Origin of the sequence: Pseudophaeobacter sp. (assembly GCF_048267565.1) — a bacterium.
In the GTDB taxonomy this organism is placed as follows: Bacteria; Pseudomonadota; Alphaproteobacteria; order Rhodobacterales; family Rhodobacteraceae; genus Pseudophaeobacter; species Pseudophaeobacter profundi.
Genome location: NZ_JBLWXG010000004.1, coordinates 331,660 through 350,270, shown reverse-complemented (window position 1 = coordinate 350,270; position 18,611 = coordinate 331,660). Strand labels below are relative to the sequence as shown.

17 protein-coding genes are annotated in these 18,611 nt (G+C 60.4%); 10 read left to right on the top strand and 7 right to left on the bottom strand.

Annotated features, from left to right (window positions below; all coding sequences use genetic code 11):
• Nucleotides 1-154 precede the first annotated feature (154 nt).
• The gene (locus ACN0VH_RS12460; RefSeq protein WP_417700760.1) at nucleotides 155-811 is read right to left on the bottom strand and encodes a nicotinate-nucleotide adenylyltransferase; all 657 of its coding nucleotides are present in this window, start codon (nucleotides 809-811) and stop codon (nucleotides 155-157) included.
• A gap of 303 nt (nucleotides 812-1,114) precedes the next feature.
• On the opposite strand from ACN0VH_RS12460, the gene ettA reads away from it, so the two are divergent.
• The 3 genes from ettA to ACN0VH_RS12445 all read left to right on the top strand — a co-directional run bounded on the left by ettA (nucleotide 1,115) and on the right by ACN0VH_RS12445 (nucleotide 3,904).
• Nucleotides 1,115-2,782, top strand: a complete 1,668-nt coding sequence (gene ettA / locus ACN0VH_RS12455) for an energy-dependent translational throttle protein EttA (RefSeq protein ID WP_278923575.1) — start codon at nucleotides 1,115-1,117, stop codon at nucleotides 2,780-2,782.
• A gap of 339 nt (nucleotides 2,783-3,121) precedes the next feature.
• Entirely contained in the window at nucleotides 3,122-3,493 is a 372-nt protein-coding gene (locus ACN0VH_RS12450) for an eCIS core domain-containing protein (RefSeq protein ID WP_417700759.1), read from the top strand.
• Nucleotides 3,494-3,688: 195 nt separating this feature from the next.
• Nucleotides 3,689-3,904 (top strand): hypothetical protein, encoded by a 216-nt coding sequence (locus ACN0VH_RS12445; protein ID WP_278923577.1) that lies wholly within the window; start codon nucleotides 3,689-3,691, stop codon nucleotides 3,902-3,904.
• Here ACN0VH_RS12445 and trxA read toward each other — a convergent pair.
• Entirely contained in the window at nucleotides 3,891-4,319 is a 429-nt protein-coding gene (gene trxA / locus ACN0VH_RS12440) for a thioredoxin (RefSeq protein WP_417700758.1), read from the bottom strand. The genes ACN0VH_RS12445 and trxA overlap by 14 nt on opposite strands.
• Nucleotides 4,320-4,479: 160 nt before the next feature.
• On the opposite strand from trxA, the gene ACN0VH_RS12435 reads away from it, so the two are divergent.
• Nucleotides 4,480-5,055, top strand: a complete 576-nt coding sequence (locus ACN0VH_RS12435; protein ID WP_278923579.1) for a L,D-transpeptidase — start codon at nucleotides 4,480-4,482, stop codon at nucleotides 5,053-5,055.
• A gap of 303 nt (nucleotides 5,056-5,358) precedes the next feature.
• Nucleotides 5,359-5,565: a cold-shock protein gene (locus ACN0VH_RS12430; RefSeq protein WP_027241328.1), complete on the top strand. Its 207-nt coding sequence runs from the start codon at nucleotides 5,359-5,361 to the stop codon at nucleotides 5,563-5,565.
• Between the two features lie 81 nt (nucleotides 5,566-5,646).
• Here the strand turns inward: ACN0VH_RS12430 and ACN0VH_RS12425 are convergent, their stop codons facing one another.
• Nucleotides 5,647-6,312, bottom strand: a complete 666-nt coding sequence (locus ACN0VH_RS12425; protein ID WP_417700757.1) for an arylesterase — start codon at nucleotides 6,310-6,312, stop codon at nucleotides 5,647-5,649.
• Nucleotides 6,313-6,362: 50 nt separating this feature from the next.
• Between ACN0VH_RS12425 and ACN0VH_RS12420 the strand changes: the two genes are divergently transcribed.
• On the top strand, nucleotides 6,363-7,070 hold the full coding sequence (locus ACN0VH_RS12420; protein ID WP_417700756.1) for an ABC transporter ATP-binding protein: 708 nt from the start codon (nucleotides 6,363-6,365) through the stop codon (nucleotides 7,068-7,070).
• Nucleotides 7,067-9,625, top strand: coding sequence for an ABC transporter permease (locus ACN0VH_RS12415; protein ID WP_417700755.1), 2,559 nt, complete (start codon nucleotides 7,067-7,069; stop codon nucleotides 9,623-9,625). Before ACN0VH_RS12420 ends, ACN0VH_RS12415 begins: the two co-directional genes overlap by 4 nt.
• Here ACN0VH_RS12415 and ACN0VH_RS12410 read toward each other — a convergent pair.
• Entirely contained in the window at nucleotides 9,622-10,122 is a 501-nt protein-coding gene (locus ACN0VH_RS12410) for an RrF2 family transcriptional regulator (protein ID WP_417700754.1), read from the bottom strand. The genes ACN0VH_RS12415 and ACN0VH_RS12410 overlap by 4 nt on opposite strands.
• 110 nt (nucleotides 10,123-10,232) lie before the next feature.
• On the opposite strand from ACN0VH_RS12410, the gene ACN0VH_RS12405 reads away from it, so the two are divergent.
• Complete coding sequence (locus tag ACN0VH_RS12405) at nucleotides 10,233-10,802, top strand: gamma-glutamylcyclotransferase family protein (RefSeq protein ID WP_417700785.1); 570 nt, start codon at nucleotides 10,233-10,235, stop codon at nucleotides 10,800-10,802.
• A gap of 112 nt (nucleotides 10,803-10,914) precedes the next feature.
• Here ACN0VH_RS12405 and gltX read toward each other — a convergent pair whose 3' ends face one another.
• On the bottom strand, nucleotides 10,915-12,240 hold the full coding sequence (gene gltX, locus ACN0VH_RS12400) for a glutamate--tRNA ligase (RefSeq protein ID WP_417700753.1): 1,326 nt from the start codon (nucleotides 12,238-12,240) through the stop codon (nucleotides 10,915-10,917).
• A gap of 309 nt (nucleotides 12,241-12,549) precedes the next feature.
• Between gltX and ACN0VH_RS12395 the strand changes: the two genes are divergently transcribed.
• Entirely contained in the window at nucleotides 12,550-13,491 is a 942-nt protein-coding gene (locus ACN0VH_RS12395; RefSeq protein ID WP_278923585.1) for an MBL fold metallo-hydrolase, read from the top strand.
• A gap of 108 nt (nucleotides 13,492-13,599) precedes the next feature.
• On the opposite strand, the gene ACN0VH_RS12390 is transcribed toward ACN0VH_RS12395, so the two are convergent.
• On the bottom strand, nucleotides 13,600-14,913 hold the full coding sequence (locus tag ACN0VH_RS12390; RefSeq protein ID WP_417700752.1) for an NAD(P)/FAD-dependent oxidoreductase: 1,314 nt from the start codon (nucleotides 14,911-14,913) through the stop codon (nucleotides 13,600-13,602).
• Between the two features lie 193 nt (nucleotides 14,914-15,106).
• Entirely contained in the window at nucleotides 15,107-16,765 is a 1,659-nt protein-coding gene (locus ACN0VH_RS12385) for an NAD+ synthase (protein ID WP_417700751.1), read from the bottom strand.
• Nucleotides 16,766-16,959: 194 nt separating this feature from the next.
• Here ACN0VH_RS12385 and ACN0VH_RS12380 point away from each other — a divergent pair, with 194 nt between their 5' ends.
• Nucleotides 16,960-18,483, top strand: a complete 1,524-nt coding sequence (locus ACN0VH_RS12380; RefSeq protein WP_417700750.1) for an MORN repeat-containing protein — start codon at nucleotides 16,960-16,962, stop codon at nucleotides 18,481-18,483.
• Nucleotides 18,484-18,611: the final 128 nt, after the last annotated feature.

The window sequence follows — 18,611 nt, the reverse complement described above, 5'->3', positions numbered from 1 at the left end:
AAAGACCCGCTATATGGCATGCTGTCTCGCTCATAATGCATTTTATACTGTGTCACCTGCAAAAAATGCAGATTGCCAGAGTGTTTTTTACAAGATGTACCACTGCTCAGCCCGGTTTGCTGGCTGGATGCGTCCCGCCATGATGCCGCGCGGGTCACGCAGATGGCGGCTGATCGGCCTCTGGCCCAGCGGCACATCCGCTGGCCACCCCGCCCGGCCATTTCCCGGCTGCCCGGATCTGGCTAGAGCTGGCGGCAATCAGCGGAATATTGACAAAACACCAGGCCGGCGCCGACGCCTGGGCCAGGGCCTGGCTATCCTGGTCACCGATCATCGCCCCGCGGTAAATCCGCGCCGCCGGAGAGAGCCGCGCCGCGATCCGGTCGCCAGGTCGCGCCAGCACCCCAATCGGCACCGTCTCCATGATCTGACGCCAGTCCTTCCAGTGGTGAAAATGGGCCAGATTGTCCGCCCCCATCAGCCAGGTAAACCGCACCCCAGGATAGATCCGCCGCAACGCCCGCAGCGTTTCCGCTGTGTAACGGGTGCCAAGGCGGGCTTCGATATCGCTGACATGCACCTTTGGGTGATCCATCAGCGCCGATGCCGCTGCAACCCGGCCAGCCATGCTGGCAGGGGCATGCGCCTTCAGCGGATTTCCGGGCGAAACCAGCCACCAGAGCCGATCAAGATTGAACCGCTTCAGCGCCGCGCGACTGATCTGAACATGGCCCTGATGGGCCGGATCAAAAGAGCCCCCCAGCAAACCGACGCGCAGCCCCGGCCGCAGATATGGAAACCCCTGTCTCATCCGTTTGGTGATGCACAGTTTCCAAGCTGAGATCAAGCCGACCACAACGTAAATGCACCCGGCTTCACCCCAAAGCCTGCATGGACCTTGGAAAGACATGAACCGCCGTCATCGTGCTGCCCCCAGCCGATTGGCGGGATGGCAAGGCCAGGCGCGGCGCGTGCGGAGCGGGCCACAAAATGGATCCGTCCGAGACGCATGAAATTCGCAAGCACTGCCTTGCCCGTATCCATGATTGCCCCCGCCCCTGCCATCAGCTATCACACCAGCCAGCTAGAATTACCCTCATCACGGAGCAGTCACATGGCCGCCTATCAATATGTCTACCACATGCAGGGGGTCTCCAAGACCTATCCCGGTGGGAAGAAGTGCTTTGAAAACATCCACCTGTCCTTTCTGCCCGGCGTGAAAATCGGTGTTGTCGGCGTCAACGGTGCCGGTAAATCGACCCTGATGAAGATCATGGCCGGCCTGGACAAGGATTTCACCGGCGAAGCCTGGGCCGCCGAAGGCGCCAAGGTTGGCTACCTGCCGCAGGAACCAAAACTGGACGAGAGCCTGACCGTACGTGAAAACGTCATGCTTGGCGTCAAGGAAAAGAAAGACAAGGTCGACCGCTTCAACCAGATCGCCGTCGAGATGGCCGAGAACTACACAGACGAGCTGATGGAAGAGATGACCGCGCTGCAGGACAGCATCGACGCGGAAAACCTCTGGGATCTGGACAGCCAGATCGACATTTCGATGGAGGCCCTGCGCTGCCCCCCGGATGACGCGGAAATCGCCAATCTTTCGGGCGGTGAAAAACGCCGGGTTGCGCTGTGCAAGCTGCTGCTTGAAGCGCCTGAAATGCTGCTGCTCGATGAACCGACCAACCACCTGGATGCGGAAACCATCGCCTGGCTGCAACAGCACCTGATCGACTACAAAGGCACCATCCTCTGCGTCACCCACGACCGGTATTTCCTGGATGACATCACCAGCTGGATCCTTGAGCTCGACCGTGGCAAGGGCATCCCCTATGAAGGCAACTATTCCGCCTGGCTGGAACAAAAGGCCAAACGGCTGGAACAGGAAGCCCGCGAGGACAAGAGCAAACAGCAGACCCTGCAGCGTGAGCTGGAATGGATGCGTCAGGGGGCCAAGGCCCGTCAAGCCAAGAGCAAGGCCCGGATCAACGCCTATAACGACCTCGCCGAACAGTCCGAGCGCGAAAAGCTGACCCGCGCCCAGATCGTTATTCCCAATGGCCCGCGTCTGGGCAGCAAGGTGATCGAGGTAAGCGGTTTGTCGAAACACTATGGCGACAAGCAGCTGGTGGAAGACCTGTCCTTCGACCTGCCCCCCGGCGGCATTGTCGGTGTGATCGGCCCCAACGGTGCCGGTAAATCCACCCTGTTCCGCATGTTGACCGGACAGGAACAGCCCGACAGCGGCTCGGTTTCTTACGGCGATACTGTGAAACTGTCCTATGTCGACCAGTCGCGCGATGACCTGAAAGACAATGAAACCGTCTGGGAAGCCATCTCTGGGGGTGCCGAGATCATCGAACTGGGCGACGCCCAGGTGAACTCCCGCGCCTATTGTTCTTCGTTCAACTTCAAAGGTGGCGATCAGCAGAAACCGCTGAACCTGCTGTCAGGTGGTGAACGCAACCGCGTCCACATGGCGCGTCTTTTGAAAGAGGGCGGCAACGTGCTGCTGCTTGACGAACCAACCAATGATCTGGACGTGGAAACCCTGCGGGCCCTGGAAGACGCGCTGGTGGATTTTGCCGGCTGCGCCGTGGTGATCTCGCACGATCGTTTCTTCCTCGACCGGATCTGCACCCATATGCTCGCCTTTGAAGGCGACGCCCATGTGGAATGGTTTGAAGGCAATTTTGAGGACTACGAAGAAGACAAGAAACGCCGCCTCGGCGCCGATGCCCTGGAACCCAAGCGTTTGAAGCACAAGAAATTCGTGCGATAAAATATCGGGGCGGGGGCGACCGTCTTCGGCCGCCCCCGCTTATCTACTGCCACGGCCCCCTGCGGGACGCTCCCTTTCCGGTGGGAACCTTCCTGGATGTTGCACGCCCCGCCGCTCATTGCCGGGTCAGCTACAGCCCGCCGGGCGTGTCGACGCCGCCCCCCTTCCACTTTTCCAAAAACAGTCTCGCCGCAGGCAAGGCCCAGCCCTGGCCCCTTCGCCGGCAAAGACGCATTTGGCGTTTTGCCCCCCGCGCGCTATCCTACGGGCACGTCATACAGGCGCGTCGCTTTTTCCAACGACGGTTAAACAGTATCATTTTTGAAAGGCCCCCTGCCCATGCCCATCACCGCAGCAGAGATCACCAGTCAGGTCGAGGCCCTGAGAGGCAGGAAAGCCAAACGAAAAAGGCTCGACACCGCGCCCGAAGGCACCAAGAGCCGCAAACTGCCCGGTGATCTGCGCAAGGGGCTAGAGGCGCATTTCGGCAGCAAGCTATCCCGCGTCAAACTGCATGTCGGCGGCAACGCCAAGGATCTGTGCAAAAAGCTGAAAGCCAAGTCCTTTACCATTGGCAATGACGTTTATTTTGCCAAACCCGCCAGCGCCAAGAAAGCCGATTTTCTGGTGCATGAACTCGCCCATGTCCTGCAACAGGGTCGTGGCCGGATGCCAAAACCAAGGGATGGTGTGGCGCTCGTGTCAAAATAATCCAACATCGACAGGGGTCTTCCCCCACTGTGATCATGTATTTTTGGGATTATTTGTAACACCTTGCCAAATATTCCTTATGCGCCATGCAAAAACCGGAAGGGTTTGAAGAAAATCTTAACCTTTTCAAACTGTATTGAAAGGACAGGGCCGCGCTAAGCTAGAGCCAAGATCTTTGGGAAAAGGTGAGACACAATGGCATTTGTCAGCATCATGTTTGGATCGCTCGTTGGCCTTGTCACGGCTGTGACAGGCTTTACCCTGTTTGATCTGCACATCTGGCACAGCCTCTTGCTTTACTCCGGCACCGGCGTTGGCGTTGCCGCGCTGGCGATTGGCATCCTGGTACTGCGCAGCACTCCCGAGCCGCAGTTTTCGGCCTCTGGGCCCGGCGGCGCTAACGCGCTTTGACCCACGCAACAATCTGACCTTCACGCAGGGCGCCCGACTGGCGCCTTTTTTCTTTGCCCCGTTCAAAGGCCACCAAGGTCGGGATCCCCTTGATCCGATAGCGCCCACCGGTGGATTGATGCCGTTGGGTATCAAGCTTGACCAAACGGGCCTGACCGGTCAGCTTGCGGGCTGCCTTGGTGAACTCTGGTGCCATCATTTTGCAGGGCCCGCACCAGGGCGCCCAGAAATCCACAATCAATGGCAGATCATCATTCTGCACCGCCTTTTGCAGGATCGCCGGATCCACATCCGTCGGCTGCTTTGACAGTAGCGCCGCGCCGCAGCTGCCGCATTTGGGGCCCGCCGTCAGCCGTGCCTCGGGCACTCGATTCAACTGGCCACAGGCCAGGCAGGTCAGGGTTTTTTCCGCCATAACAACGCTCCCAGTGCAGGTAATCGGCGCGATCATAGGCGCGCTGCTGCAATCTGCAAGGTCCAGCGCTGCCCAGCCTCCCTGCCCCTCGCCGTCTTGACGGAATGGTACCAGCACCACAAGATATACAGGCAGGTATGTTCCAAAATGTGAGGTTCAGATGATTTCTCGCCGCGTTTTTTCCACCTCCGCTCTTGCAGCCGTTTCGACCTTCTCCCTGTCGGGCCTTGCCATGCCCGCCCGCGCGAAACCGGCACCCGTTTTTGACCCGACACCGCAATACGTAAGGATCAAGAAAGATTACCAACCCGGCGAAATCCTGATCCTGCCGCGATCCTACTACCTTTATTTTGTCACCGAACAGCGCAAGGCAATCCGCTATGGCGTGGGGGTTGGCAAGGCTGGGCTGGAATTCACCGGCAGCGCCATCATCCAGCGAAAACGTGAATGGCCCGGCTGGCGTCCCACCCAGGAAATGATCGAACGCAGCCCGCGCATCTACCAGCGCTTTGTCGATAACAGCTACGTACAGCCCGGTGGGCCGGACAACCCGCTGGGCGCGCGGGCGCTCTATCTTTATCAAAACGGGGTGGATACCTACTTTCGCATTCACGGCACCACCCAGCCCGAAACCATTGGCACCTCAGCCTCGAATGGCTGCATCCGCATGTTGAATTCACATGTTACCGACCTCTATCAGCGGGTACCGCTGGGCACCAAAGTTACGGTTTTGTAGACCCGAAAATAGGTCAGCAAGCCCGACATAATGCACCAGGCAGCCCCGGAAAATCGCCAAAAGAATAATCATGCAAAAGAAATTTCTGCAACAGCCCCGGTAACATAGACACCGGCACCCCCCGCACAAAGGGGGGGTGACGATTTTTTCTTGCGCGAAAGCCGCTTCTGTCCAATGCTGTCATCGCGAGGTCATAAAGGGGGTGATATTTATCCCTGATGGATGGGCTACCACCAGAATGAGCAAGCCATACTGCCGCATGTTGCGGGCAGAAAGCGTGAGAAGAAACTAGGAGAAGAGACGATGGCAACTGGCACCGTCAAATGGTTCAACACCACCAAGGGATTTGGCTTTATCGCCCCTGACAGCGGCGGAAGCGATGTATTTGTTCACATTTCCGCAGTAGAGCGGTCCGGTCTGACAGGCCTCGCGGACAACCAAAAAGTGAGCTACGAAATGCAGCCCGGTCGTGATGGCCGTGAATCCGCGGTTGATCTCGCGCTGCTTTAAGCCCCAAAACATTTTTATTGGCGGCCCTGATTTTTTGGGGCCGCTTTTGCGTCCCCCCCCCCTTGCCCCTTGTCTTGTCCCCTAGCCGTTTTCCTCGGGGCTGGACAGACGCGACAGCAGGGTCATGACCGCAGGCCCAACTGCGGCCACATTCAGCGCAACGCCCTTGGCATTGGGGTGAATGTTATCCGCCTGCATATAGGCCTGTGCCGCCGCCGGATCCTGCCCGGTTTCAGCGCGAATTCCGGCAAAGGCATCGGCATGCAGCAGCGCGCCAAATTCCTGCGCCAGATCCGCATAAATGCTATCAAAGGCAGCTTTGTATTCCGGGCCATAGTTGCCCGGCGCCCGCATGCCGATCAACAGGACCTCAACATTGCGTGCCTGCGCCGCCTGTAGGATTTTGCGCAGGTTGGCGCGGGCCTCGGCGGCGGGCAGACCGCGCAGCAGATCATTGCCCCCAAGCAGCACAATCAGCCCCTGCGGCTGATCCGCCAGCGTCCAGTCAACTCTGGCGGCCCCGCCTGCGGTAGTATCCCCCGACACACCGGCGTTGTTCAGCGTCACCGCGGCCCCCTGCGCCTCAAGCCAGGCGGCCAACTGCGGCACAAAGCCCTGCCCCTGTGGCAGCCCGTAGCCCTGCACCAGACTGTCGCCAAAGGCGGTGATCCGCAGATCCTCTGCCTGGCTCTGGGCCGCAACGTTTACAGAAATTATCAATCCCAACAGGGCCAAAACCTTGCGCATCGCGCTAAATGCTCCATATCCGATAGAGTGTATTTCACAGGCGCAGCTTCATGACCGAAACAGAACCACCCGTTCTTCACCTCAAAGATGCGTCTTTAACGCTGAATGGCAATACCGGGCCGGTGCAAATTCTGCGCGGGATATCGCTGGATGTGCGCAAAGGTGAAACTCTGGGCCTGATCGGGCCTTCGGGGTCGGGGAAGTCCTCGCTCTTGATGGTGATGGGCGGGCTCGAGCTGGCAACAGGTGGTCAGATCACCGCCCTGGGTCAGGATCTCACCGCCATGGATGAAGACGCCCTGGCCCGATTTCGCCGTGCCCACATGGGTGTGGTCTTCCAGAGCTTCCATCTGATCCCCACCATGACAGCGCTGGAAAATGTCGCAACCCCACTAGAGCTGGCCGGTCGGCGCGATGCCTTTGACCTTGCCCAGGCCGAGCTGGAGGCTGTCGGGCTGGGCCATCGTGCCGGGCATTTCCCCGCCCAATTGTCTGGCGGAGAACAGCAGCGTGTGGCCCTGGCCCGCGCCCTGGCACCACGCCCGTCAATCCTGCTGGCGGATGAACCCACCGGCAACCTGGACGAGGCCAATGGCGCGGCGGTGATGGATCTCCTCTTTGGTCTGCGCGACCGCACCGGGGCCACGCTGATCATGGTTACCCATGCGCCAGAACTGGCCGCGCGCTGCGACCGGGTGGTTCGCCTGCGCGATGGCCAACTGGCCGCACCACAACAGGCAACAGAGGCCGCCGAATGACGGGGAGCGGCCCTGCCACAGCGGCGACCTCCTTTGGGCAATCCCTGTCGCTGGCCTGGCGCTTTGCCCGGCGCGAGTTACGCAGCGGCGTAAAAGGCTTTCGGATCTTTCTGGCCTGTCTGGCACTGGGGGTGGCGGTGATCGCCGCTATCGGCTCTATCCGCGCCTCGATCGAGGCGGGGCTGACACAGGAAGGAGCCAGCCTGCTGGGCGGCGATGCCGAACTGACCTTTACCTATCGCTTTGCCAATGCGCAGGAACGCGCCTGGATGGCAAAAAACTCTACCGCCGTGTCAGAGATTGTCGAATTCCGCTCTATGGCGACTCTGGGGGAAGAGCGCGCCCTGACTCAGGTCAAGGCGGTAGATGACGCCTATCCGCTGGAGGGGAAGATCGCGCTCACGCCCGAGATGCCGCTGGCCGATGCGCTGGCAGGCCGGGATGGATTGCCGGGGGTGGCGATGATGCCGGTTCTGGCCGACCGGCTGGGGCTGCGCCCCGGTGATCACCTCCGCTTTGGCACCCAGGATTTTGTCCTGATGGCCACCATCAAGACCGAACCGGACGCCGCCGCCTCGGGCTTTGCGCTGGGGCCACGCACCCTGGTGGCCCGTCCGGCGCTGGAAGAGTCCGGGCTGTTGGCACCGGGATCACTGTTTTCCACCAAATACCGGCTTTCGCTACCGGCAGACAGTGACCTGGATGCACTGCAGGCCGAGGCACGCACCCAATTTGAAGCCAGCGGCATGCGCTGGCGCGATGCCCGCAATGGTGCCCCCGGCATTGCCACTTTTGTCGAACGGCTGGGTGGGTTTCTGGTGCTTGTGGGCCTGTCCGGCCTGGCGGTGGGCGGCGTTGGGGTTTCGGCGGCGGTGCGCGCCTATCTGGCCACCAAGACCACCACCATTGCCACTCTGCGCACGCTGGGCGCCGACCGGCGGGTGATCTTTCTGACCTATTTCTTGCAGATTGGGGCGCTGACCCTGCTGGGGGTTGCCATTGGGCTGGGGCTTGGTGGGCTGGGGCCTGTTCTGTTGGGGCCGCTGATTGCGGCGCAGCTGCCCTTTCCGGCGCTGTTTGCGCTCTACCCTGGCAGCCTGGTTGAGGCGGCGCTCTATGGCTTTCTGACGGCCTTCATCTTTGCGCTCTGGCCGCTGGCGCGGGCAGAACGGATCCGCGCCGCCGCATTGTTTCGCGGCACCCTGGGCGAGGAAAGCCACCTGCCCGCCCCGCGTTATATCCTGACCACTGCGCTGGCGCTGGTGCTGCTGGTGGGATCTGCCGCCTGGTTTTCCGGCGCGCCTGAGCTGACGCTCTGGACGGCGGGCGGGCTGATGGGGGCCTTGCTGGTGCTGCTGCTTGCGGCGCTTGGCCTGGGCTGGCTGGCGCGCCATGGTACAAGGCTGAGCCGTGGCCGACCGGCGCTTCGCTGGGCGCTGGCCGCCATCGGTACAGCCCGCGATGGCGCGGTGCCTGCGGTGCTGGCCCTGGGGCTGGGGTTGACGGTTCTGGCCGCCATTGGCCAGATCGACGGCAATATGCGCCGCGCCATCGCGGGCAACCTGCCCGATGTGGCCCCGTCCTATTTCTTTGTTGATATTCAACGCGACCAGATGCCTGCCTTCCTGAAGCGGGTTGAAACCGATCCGGCAGTCAGCAAGGTCGAAAGCGCCCCCATGCTGCGCGCCGTCATCACCAAGATAAACGGTTCCCCCGCGCAGGAGGTGGCCGGCGATCATTGGGTGGTACGCGGTGATCGCGGCGTCACCTATGCCGCCGCCCAGCCCAAGGGCACAGAGGTAGTGGCCGGCAGCTGGTGGCCCGAGAATTACACCGGCCCGCCACAGGTCAGCTTTGCCGCCGAAGAAGCGGAAGAACTCGGCCTTAGCCTGGGCGATACCATCACGCTGAACGTGCTGGGGCGCGATATCCAGGCCGAAATCACCAGTTTTCGCAATGTGGATTTTTCCACCGCCGGCATGGGGTTTGTACTGACGCTGAACGAGGCCACCCTGGCGGGCGCGCCACACAGCTTCATTGCCACCGTCTATGCCGCGCCCGAAGCCGAAGCGCAGATCCTGCGCGATCTGGCCCGCGAGATGCCCAATATCACCGCCATCCGGGTGCGCGATGCCATCGACCGGGTGTCTGACATTCTGCGCCAGCTTGCGGCAGCCACCAGCTATGGCGCGGCGGCCACCCTGTTGACCGGGTTTCTGGTGCTTCTGGGCACCGCCGCCGCCGGGGAACCGGCACGCCGCTACGAGGCCGCGCTGCTAAAAACCCTGGGCGCGTCGCGGGCGCGAATCCTTGCCAGTTTTGCCCTGCGCTCAATCATCCTGGGCGCCGGGGCTGCGGCGGTGGCACTGACCGCAGGGATAGGCGGGGCCTGGGCTGTGAACCACTATGTCTTTGAAACCAGCTTTGTGGTGATCTGGCCAAATGCGCTGGCAGTCATATCAGGCGGGGTATTGACCACACTGCTGGCCGGGTTGATCTTTGCCTGGCGGCCCCTGGCAGCCCGGCCTGCGCGCATTCTGCGCACCCGCGATTAACCTGCGGCAGGCGCGGCCTGTGGCCTGGCATTTGCAGTAGCAACCCCTGCCGCTGTACCACAGGCCACCGGCTGAAGAATGCGCAGCAAGTCGACGTTGCCACAGACAAGATCTGCAACCGAAAGATCATCCAGCGACCGATAGAAGGCCTGCGCCGCCTCTGACAGGGCCAGCTTCAGGCGACAGGCCGAAGCCAGCGGACAGGTATTGTCGGTATCCGCAAAGCATTCGGCAATTGGCAGCGCGCCTTCGACATGGCGAAAGACCTGACCAATCTGGATTTCCGCCGGGTCCCGCCCTAGCGTCATGCCGCCGTTACGGCCGCGCTGGGTGTGTAGATACCCCAATTGGCTGAGTTGGTTGATCACCTGCGCCAAATGATTTTCAGAGATATTGCAACACTCGGCGATTTCGGATTTTGTCACCAGACGCTCTTCATTTGCGGCACAGTACATCAAGAGGCGTACGGCGATATTGGTCCTTTTGGTAATTCGCATGGTCTGGCTCCGCCCTAGTTTTCGATCATGCTATATTGCACAGCCCGCGAAAAAGAAGTTTGACATACATCAATCACCCAGCGTTTTAACAATGGAATGACGATCGCATGATGCCCCACCCCTATTTCTTTGGCTATGGCAGCCTGGTAAACACCGCCACCCATGACTACCTCGACCCTCAGCCTGCCCGACTGAGCGGCTGGCAGCGCATTTGGTGCCATACCGCCCTGCGCGACGAAGCCTTCCTGAGCGTGGTGCCGGCGCCGCAGGTGCAGATAGACGGGCTGATCGCGGCCGTTCCCAATGCCGATTGGCAGGCGCTGGACGAACGCGAATTCGCCTATGATCGCCTGCCAGGCAACGGGTTGATCAGCCACGACCTGTCACGCAGCCCAGAGATTTCGTTTTATTCGGTGCCCCCACACAGCCAGAGCCAAGACGACACCCGGCACCCGATTTTGCTGAGCTATCTTGATGTGGTCGTGCAGGGGCATTTGCAGATCTTTGGTGCGGCGGGGGTGGATGACTTTTTCTCTACCACCCTGGGCTGGGATGCCCCGATCCTGAATGACCGGACCGCACCGAAATACCCGCGCCACCAGCAGCTATCCGCCTCTGAAACCGCACTGGTGGATCGCTATCTTGCCGACCTGGGGTCGAAAATCATCCCCCAGGCATAGGCAGGCATAGGCGCCAGGCACAAACAAAACAGGCGGCGCGCTCGGCACCGCCTGTTGTATCTGTCATCCCTGCCCTGTCATTCCCCGCATAGGGGCCTGGGCCCTGCGCGTTCTAGCCGCGTGCCTTCACCACTGACATCAGCGCCAAAAGTGCGCTCATGTCCGGGCCACGTTCGCGCCCGGTGACCGCCTTGCGCAGCGGCATGAACAGTCCCTTGCCCTTGCGCCCGGTTGCCTCTTTGACGGCGGTGGTCCAGCTCTTCCAGCTGGTTTCGTCGTAGGGGCCTTCCGGCAGCAGCGCCATGGCCTCGGCGATGAACTCAGCGTCTTCCTCGGCGATCAGCGGCTCGGCGCCCTCACAGCAGAGTTCCCACCAGCCGGCCAGATCCTTCAGCGTGGTGATGTTTTCTTTTGTCAGCGCCCAAAAGGCCTCTTGCTTGTCCGCGGGCACGCCAAGCGCGTCGATATGAGGTTTTACATCCTCCAGCGACAGCGACTGCAGATAGCGGGCAGTCAACGGGTACAGGTCTTCGACATCAAACTTGGTTGGCGCAGCACCAAAGCGGTTGATGTCAAAGCCGTCAATCAATTCTGCCATCTCGTTGCGCACTTCAACCGGATCGGAAGAGCCCAGCCGCGCCATCAGAGACAGCAGAGCCATGGGCTGTACGCCCGCCTCGCGCAGATCACGCAGTGCTAGGGTGCCCAGACGTTTGGACAGTGCTTCGCCCTGCGGGCCGGTCAGCAACGAGTGATGGGCAAATTCGGGCACGGTGCCGCCCAGCGCCTTGATGATCTGGATCTGGGTCGCGGTATTGGTCACATGGTCCGAACCGCGCACCACGTGGCTCACGCCCATTTCGGTGTCATCCACAACCGAGGCCAGAGTATACAGGAACTGACCATCGCCCCGGATCAATACCGGATCCGACACCGAGGATGCATCAATCGAGATATCACCCAGGACGCCGTCTTTCCACTCGATGCGTTCATGGTCCAGCTTGAACCGCCAGACGCCATCACCGCGTTCAGCGCGCAGGGCGGCTTTTTCATCCTCTGACAGCGCCAGCGCGGCCCGGTCATAAACCGGTGGCTTGCCCATGTTCAACTGCTTCTTGCGCTTCAGATCCAGCTCGGTCGGGGTTTCAAAGGCCTCGTAAAACCGGCCAATGCTGCGCAGCTCATCGGCGGCGGCAACATAACGGTCCAGGCGGTCAGACTGGCGTTCAATCCGGTCCCAGGTCAGGCCAAGCCATTCCAGATCCTGCTTGATCGCATCGACATACTCCTCCTTGGAGCGTTCGGGATCGGTGTCGTCGATGCGCAGAATAAAACTGCCGCCAGCCTTGCGGGCGATCAGATAATTCATCAGCGCGGTGCGCAGATTGCCAACATGGATATAGCCGGTGGGCGACGGGGCAAAACGGGTGGTGGTCATCAGATGTCTCCTGTTGCCTTGCCCATGTCACATGAGGCTGGCTTTGTCCAGTTTTTGCCAGTCTCAGCCCGGCCCTGTCGGCCTGCCACACATCAAGACACACATAGCCATGGCGATTACCGCTGCCACACTGGATGCCACCGCCTCTGGGATGCCACCTTGCGTGCACAATTGCGTGAGTTTTCGCCGAAATCCCTTTGTTTTGCTCAAGGCAAGGCTAGCATCGAGCTGGATGCCAAAGCCAGCACATCCCAAAGCGATCCTGAAAGCACACTCCCGCCTTGCTGCCCCTACAGAGAGGACCCTTCGATGACCGCAACCTTCACCCGACGCTCCGCCCTTGCCGCAGCTGCCGCCCTGCCCCTTGCGGCGACGGCCCGCCCAACCCTTGCTGCCAGCGACAGTACCGAGATGGCCAGGGCGCCAGCCTCCCATAGCCGTAGCTTCAAACTCGGCAGCTTTACCGTAACCACCCTGCTTGATGGCAGCCGCCCCGTGGACGGCGCCAAAGCAATTTTTGGCGGCGGCGCAACAGATGAAGAATTTGCCGCCACCTCAAAGCAGAACTTCATTCCAGCCGATATGGCGCAGTTTTTCTTTACCCCGACGCTGGTGGATACTGGCGCGGAAAAGATCCTGTTCGACACGGGCCTGGGCCAGGGCGGCATTCAGATGGCCCTGGCAGAGGTCGGCCTGACACCGCAGGATATTGACGTTGTTGTCCTGACCCATATGCACCCGGATCATATCGGCGGCATGACAACGGATGGCGCAGAAACCTTTGCCAAGGCCCGCTATATCACTGGCCGACAAGAGTTTGATTTCTGGCGCGGCCAGGACAAAGGCAACCGGGTCGGCGATCTGATGGCCCAGAAGGTAACGCCCTTTGCCGAAAAGCTGACCTTCATGGAAGACGGCGACAGCGTCGCATCAGGGATCAGCGCCATGGCCAGCTTTGGTCATACCCCCGGCCATATGGGCTATATGCTGGAAAGCGGCGGACAGCAGCTGATGCTAACCGCAGATCTGGCCAACCACTATGTCTGGTCCTTTGCCCATCCCGACTGGGAGGTCAAATTCGACATGGACAAAGAGGCAGCGACGCGCTCTCGCCGCAGGATACTGGACATGCTGGCCAGCACCGGCACGCCGATGATCGGCTACCACATGCCCTTTCCTGCAGCAGGATATGTTGAAACGCGCGACAGCGGGTTCCGCTTTGTGCCGGTAAGCTATCAAATGATGGGCTGACAATTGCCCGGACGGGCTGATCCGGGCCTTTTGTGCCCGGCGCCTCTCTGCCAGCCTATCCCATCGCCGACCAGTCTTGCTTGTCTGTATATGGGATAGGCTGGCAGGTTATTTCTTTTTGCCAAAGCGCGACAGGCGAAAGCCATGCGGATCAACAATGGGCGCATCACCCGTAACCAGATCCGCAGTCAGCCGCCCCGCTGCGGGACCAATGCCAAAGCCATGGCCGCTATATCCGGTAGAGATGAAAAGCCCCGGCAGATCATCCACCTGCGAAATCACCGGCAGCGCATCCGGCGTCACGTCAATTAGCCCGCCCCAGCTTTGCACCACGTCGCAGCCCCGTAGGACAGGAAAGGCCCGTTGTGCTGCGTCCCAGCCCTGTTTGATCGCCTTTTGCGAAGGCGCTGGATCCAGCACCCGGCAGGTTTCAAAGGGGGTGGTCTGCTGCGCCGACCAGCGCCGGTCCTGCGCCGCCTCTTCGCGCCACCGCCCCGACCCGGCAAATCGGAACTGGATAGAGCGCCACTCTTGCAGATAGCTGGGCAGAAATTTCAGCCCCAGCCGCAATGAGTCGGGGACAATGTCGACAATGTTTTCACTGCCACTGGCAATGGTATAACCGCCATCCTGCCGCTTGCGCAGGGCAAAGCCATTACACCAGATTGAACAATCAGGCCCGCCCCGCACTGGTGAGGTGCGCAACACCGAATTCAACACTTTCAACTGCGGCAGTGCGATCCTGGCATTCCCCAGGAACAGCCGCGACCAGGCCCCGCCTGCCACCACCACGGCCGAACAGGCCACCCGGCCACGCTCGGTCATCACGCCGCTGATGCGCCCGGCTTCGCTTTCGACTGAGCGCACCGCGCATTCGGTCATCACCCTGGCCCCTGCCGCCTGGGCCGCCCGCGCGATGGCATGGGTCGCCAGCTGCGGTTCGGCGCGCCCATCCAGCGGCGTATAATAGCCAGAGATCGCTTTGCCCTGATAACCGGGCATCACCTGGCGCAGAAAATCGCCGCGCAGCATCTGGCCCGGCAGATCCATCGCCGCAAGATGTGGCGCCCAGCGTTCCAGATCTGCCTCTTCCCGACTGCGGTCTGCGGTAAACAGGATACCAGAGCGCCGATAGCCGGTTGGGTGGCCGGTGCGCGCCTCCAGCCCATCCCAAAGGTGCAGCGCCTCTCGCATCAAGGGCAGTTCTTGCGGGTCGCGCTGCGAGATCCGCACCCAGCCCCAATTGCGCGAACTTTGTTCGCCCGCGATCTGGCCCTTTTCACACAGCAAGACAGAATGGCCCCGTTCGGCCAGTTCCAGCGCGGTCGAGGCCCCAATGATGCCGCCCCCCACCACAACCACGTCAACACGTTTGGGCAGAGCAAGATCGGCTGGGAAATATGGCAGTTTCAATCCTGGCATGATGAGGTCTATGCCGCGCCAATGACAGCCGGTCTAGGGGGCAAAACGGCCCACCGATGGCAGAAGAACAAAATGTGATCTTTGGGACGCATCGTCAGCTTCCTGGGGCGGGGCAGTTCCGGATAAATCATTTGAAAACAGGCGAATTCATCACCTCTTCCGGCCGGGGGTCGGCCTGATCGCGAGACAATAGTTACGACATGTCGCGAAAACGATTGACAATCGGGTAGCGTCGATCAAGCCAAAAGGCCCGCGGTGACAACCGTGCCCCCGGCGCCGACTGAAAGCGTTTGTACTCGCTGATATAGATCAGATGTTCTACCCGCTTGACTGTTTCGCGCGCGAAACCTTTGGCAACGCAATCCGCAACGGATCCGTCCTGATCGACCAGAATTTCCAGAATGGCGTCCAGTTCGGGGTAATCCGGCAGGCTGTCGCTGTCCTTCTGATCTTCGCGCAACTCAGCCGAGGGCGGCTTGTCGATCACATTGGGGCGAATGACCTCGCCGGCAGGCCCCATCATCCAGGGGCGGTGGTTGGCATTGCGCCAGCGACATGCTTCAAACACGCGGGTTTTATACATATCCTTGATCGGATTGTAGCCGCCGTTCATATCGCCGTAGATGGTGGCATACCCCACTGCAACCTCGGATTTGTTGCCGGTGGTCAAGAGCATCTCGCCAAACTTGTTTGACATCGCCATCAGCAACAACCCGCGCAGACGGGACTGGATGTTTTCTTCGGTCAGATCGTCATCATAGCCCGCAAACAACGGTGCCAGAGTGTTGGAGATGGCGCTGCGCCCCTCGGCGATCGGCACATAGTCGTAATGCACCCCCAGTGCCTTGGCCACAGCTTCGGCATCCTCCAGTGATTCAGGGCTGGTGTATTCCGACGGCAGCATAACGCAGCGCACATTGTCGGCCCCGATGGCATCGACCGCGATGGCGGCGACAATGGCGGAATCCACCCCGCCGGACAGACCCAGAAGCGCCTTTTTGAACCCGGTCTTGCCCATGTAGTCCCGCAGGGATTCCACCATCACCCGGTAATCCTGCTCCCAGGAATCCGGCAAATGGGCCTTTTCGCCTTCGACCGCGCGCCAGCCCGCCTCGGTGCGGACAAGATCAAGCTGGGTGATGGTTTCGTCAAAGACCGGCATCTGCAGCGCCAGCGCCCCATCCGGGTTCAGCACAAAGGAACCACCGTCAAAGACCTGATCGTCCTGCCCGCCCACCATGTTGAGGTAGATCACCGGCAGGCCGGTTTCGACCGCGCGGGCCACCGTGTGATTCTGCCGCACTTCCATCTTATTGCGATAATAGGGCGAACCATTTGGGATCAAAAGGAATTCAGCGCCCGTTTCGGCCAAGGTTTCGGCCACGTCTTCGTGCCAACCATCTTCGCAGATAGGCGATCCGATGCGCACATCCCCCACCACATAGGGCCCCGCCAGCGGCCCGGCATCAAAGATCCGCATCTCATCAAAAACCGTCTCATTGGGCAGATGATGCTTCAGACAGCGCGATGCAATCTTGCCGTCCTTGAGGATCAGATAGGCGTTGTACAGCTTGCCCTCTTCGACCCAGGGGCAGCCAATGGCCAGGGCCGGCCCCGCAGCACAGTCCTGCGCCAGTTGCGCCGCTGCCGCCATAGCGGCCTGATGGAATACGGGCTTTTGCACCAGATCCTGAGTGTTATAGCCAGTCAGGAACATTTCTGGCAGGGCGACCAGATCGGCCCCTGCGGCCAAGCCGACGGCCCAGGCCTCGCGTGCCTTTGCTGCATTGCCTGCAAGATCCCCAACCGTGGGGTTCAATTGCGCCAGAGTTACCCGGAAACGATCTGCCATCCTGCACAAGCCCTTTGCAAAACATGTTGCCAGTCGTTTATCAGATCGGCAGCCAAGGAAAAGGGGCGAGCGCAAAAGACATTGCGACAAGCTGTTTGCTCGCATAGTTTCCCAGCAAGTAACCCACAAGTAGCCTATTGGCAGATGCAATTTCCACGGCCGATAATATCGGCACGCGGCAGACAGAGGTTTTCATGACCGGTTTCAGCAGAACGCTTGCGACACTCTTTCTTTTGACCCTGGCCATGCCCGCAGTGGCACAGGACAGCAAAATCATCACCAACGAGGATGAAATCGGCGGCCTTTACGAGGGTACTTTTCGCGGCGGGTTGCAACATGGCAAAGGCACCTACCGGCTGCCAAATGGCTATGAATACTCTGGCGACTGGGTGGACGGAGAAATCCTAGGCCGGGGCGTGGCGCGTTTTCCCAATGGATCTGTCTATGAAGGCGATTTCGTCAAGGGAAAACCCGAAGGCCTGGGCAAGATCACCATGGCCGATGGCGGCACCTATGAAGGCGAATGGCTGGCGGGCGTGATCAATGGCCAGGGTGTTGCGGTCTATTCCAACGGGGTCCGCTATGAGGGCAGCTTTGTCCAGGGGGAACACCACGGCAAGGGCGTGATGCAAAATCCCGGCGGCTATGAATACAATGGCGACTGGGTCGAAGGCCGCAAAGAAGGCCGCGCCATCATCACCTATCCCGACGGCGCCACTTATGAGGGTGAAATCTCTGATGGGCAGCTGCACGGGGTCGGCACCCTGACAATGCCGGATGGGCTGCACTATACTGGCGACTGGGTCGAAAACCAGATGCATGGTAACGGCACCCTGACGCAGCCCAATGGCGATGTTTACACCGGGCCACTGGACCAGGGCCGCCGCCAGGGAATGGGCACCCAGACCCATGCCAATGGCGATGTCTATGAAGGCATGTTCGAGGACGATCTGCGCCACGGCACCGGCACCTTTACCAAAACCGATGGCTACACATACACAGGCGACTGGCTGGCCGGGCAGATCGAAGGCGAAGGCCGCGTCACCTATCCCGACGGATCGGTCTACGAAGGTCAGTTCAAGGATGATCTTTCGGATGGCACCGGCAAGATCACCTATCCCGATGGCTCTACCTATGAAGGAGACTGGATCGCCGGGGTGATCGAAGGCACAGGCACTGCCACCTACCCCAATGGGGTCACCTATACCGGCAATTTCAAGAACGCGCGCAACCATGGCCAGGGGGTGATGACCGATGCCAGTGGCTATCGCTATGACGGCGGCTGGATGGATGGTCAGCGCCACGGTGAAGCACGGGTGACCTATGCCGATGGCTCGGTCTACACGGGCAGTTTTGTCAATAGCCAGCGCCACGGCAAGGGCAGGATCGAAATGCCCAGCGGGTTTAGCTATGATGGCGACTGGACCGAAGGAAAGATCACCGGCGAAGGTACTGCAACATATGCCAATGGCGACATCTATGTCGGCAGCTTTGTCAACGGCAAGCGGCAGGGCCCCGGCACCATGACCTACACCAGCGGTCAGACAGTCAGCGGCACCTGGAACAATGGCGCACCTCCCACAGCCGATGACGCGGCGCAATCGGATGCAACCACTGCCGCCCCCCCAGAGAGCGATGCCGCGGCAGGCACCACCGAGACAGAGCCAACAGAGACAGGGACGGAGGCAGGGACAGAGGCAGAGGGTACGGGCAACTAACGCCCCGCCCCCTGCCCCCTGTGGCCGATCCGGATTTATCACTTTGTTCCCCCGGCTGTCTGATTTCCCTCTTTTCATTCGTCGGCAGCTCTGTATAAATCGCAGTCATGACAGTTTACGCAGATACC

Coding starts and splice junctions, on each gene's coding strand:
- ACN0VH_RS12385 (WP_417700751.1), bottom strand. CDS start 16,765: ATGGCAGATCGTTTCCGGGTAACTCTGGCGCAATTGAACCCCACGGTT.
- ACN0VH_RS12435 (WP_278923579.1), top strand. CDS start 4,480: ATGATTTCTCGCCGCGTTTTTTCCACCTCCGCTCTTGCAGCCGTTTCG.
- ACN0VH_RS12410 (WP_417700754.1), bottom strand. CDS start 10,122: ATGCGAATTACCAAAAGGACCAATATCGCCGTACGCCTCTTGATGTAC.
- ACN0VH_RS12390 (WP_417700752.1), bottom strand. CDS start 14,913: ATGCCAGGATTGAAACTGCCATATTTCCCAGCCGATCTTGCTCTGCCC.
- ACN0VH_RS12430 (WP_027241328.1), top strand. CDS start 5,359: ATGGCAACTGGCACCGTCAAATGGTTCAACACCACCAAGGGATTTGGC.
- ACN0VH_RS12425 (WP_417700757.1), bottom strand. CDS start 6,312: ATGCGCAAGGTTTTGGCCCTGTTGGGATTGATAATTTCTGTAAACGTT.
- ACN0VH_RS12395 (WP_278923585.1), top strand. CDS start 12,550: ATGACCGCAACCTTCACCCGACGCTCCGCCCTTGCCGCAGCTGCCGCC.
- ACN0VH_RS12445 (WP_278923577.1), top strand. CDS start 3,689: ATGGCATTTGTCAGCATCATGTTTGGATCGCTCGTTGGCCTTGTCACG.
- ACN0VH_RS12420 (WP_417700756.1), top strand. CDS start 6,363: ATGACCGAAACAGAACCACCCGTTCTTCACCTCAAAGATGCGTCTTTA.
- ACN0VH_RS12405 (WP_417700785.1), top strand. CDS start 10,233: ATGCCCCACCCCTATTTCTTTGGCTATGGCAGCCTGGTAAACACCGCC.
- ACN0VH_RS12460 (WP_417700760.1), bottom strand. CDS start 811: ATGAGACAGGGGTTTCCATATCTGCGGCCGGGGCTGCGCGTCGGTTTG.
- ettA (WP_278923575.1), top strand. CDS start 1,115: ATGGCCGCCTATCAATATGTCTACCACATGCAGGGGGTCTCCAAGACC.
- ACN0VH_RS12415 (WP_417700755.1), top strand. CDS start 7,067: ATGACGGGGAGCGGCCCTGCCACAGCGGCGACCTCCTTTGGGCAATCC.
- trxA (WP_417700758.1), bottom strand. CDS start 4,319: ATGGCGGAAAAAACCCTGACCTGCCTGGCCTGTGGCCAGTTGAATCGA.
- gltX (WP_417700753.1), bottom strand. CDS start 12,240: ATGACCACCACCCGTTTTGCCCCGTCGCCCACCGGCTATATCCATGTT.
- ACN0VH_RS12380 (WP_417700750.1), top strand. CDS start 16,960: ATGACCGGTTTCAGCAGAACGCTTGCGACACTCTTTCTTTTGACCCTG.
- ACN0VH_RS12450 (WP_417700759.1), top strand. CDS start 3,122: ATGCCCATCACCGCAGCAGAGATCACCAGTCAGGTCGAGGCCCTGAGA.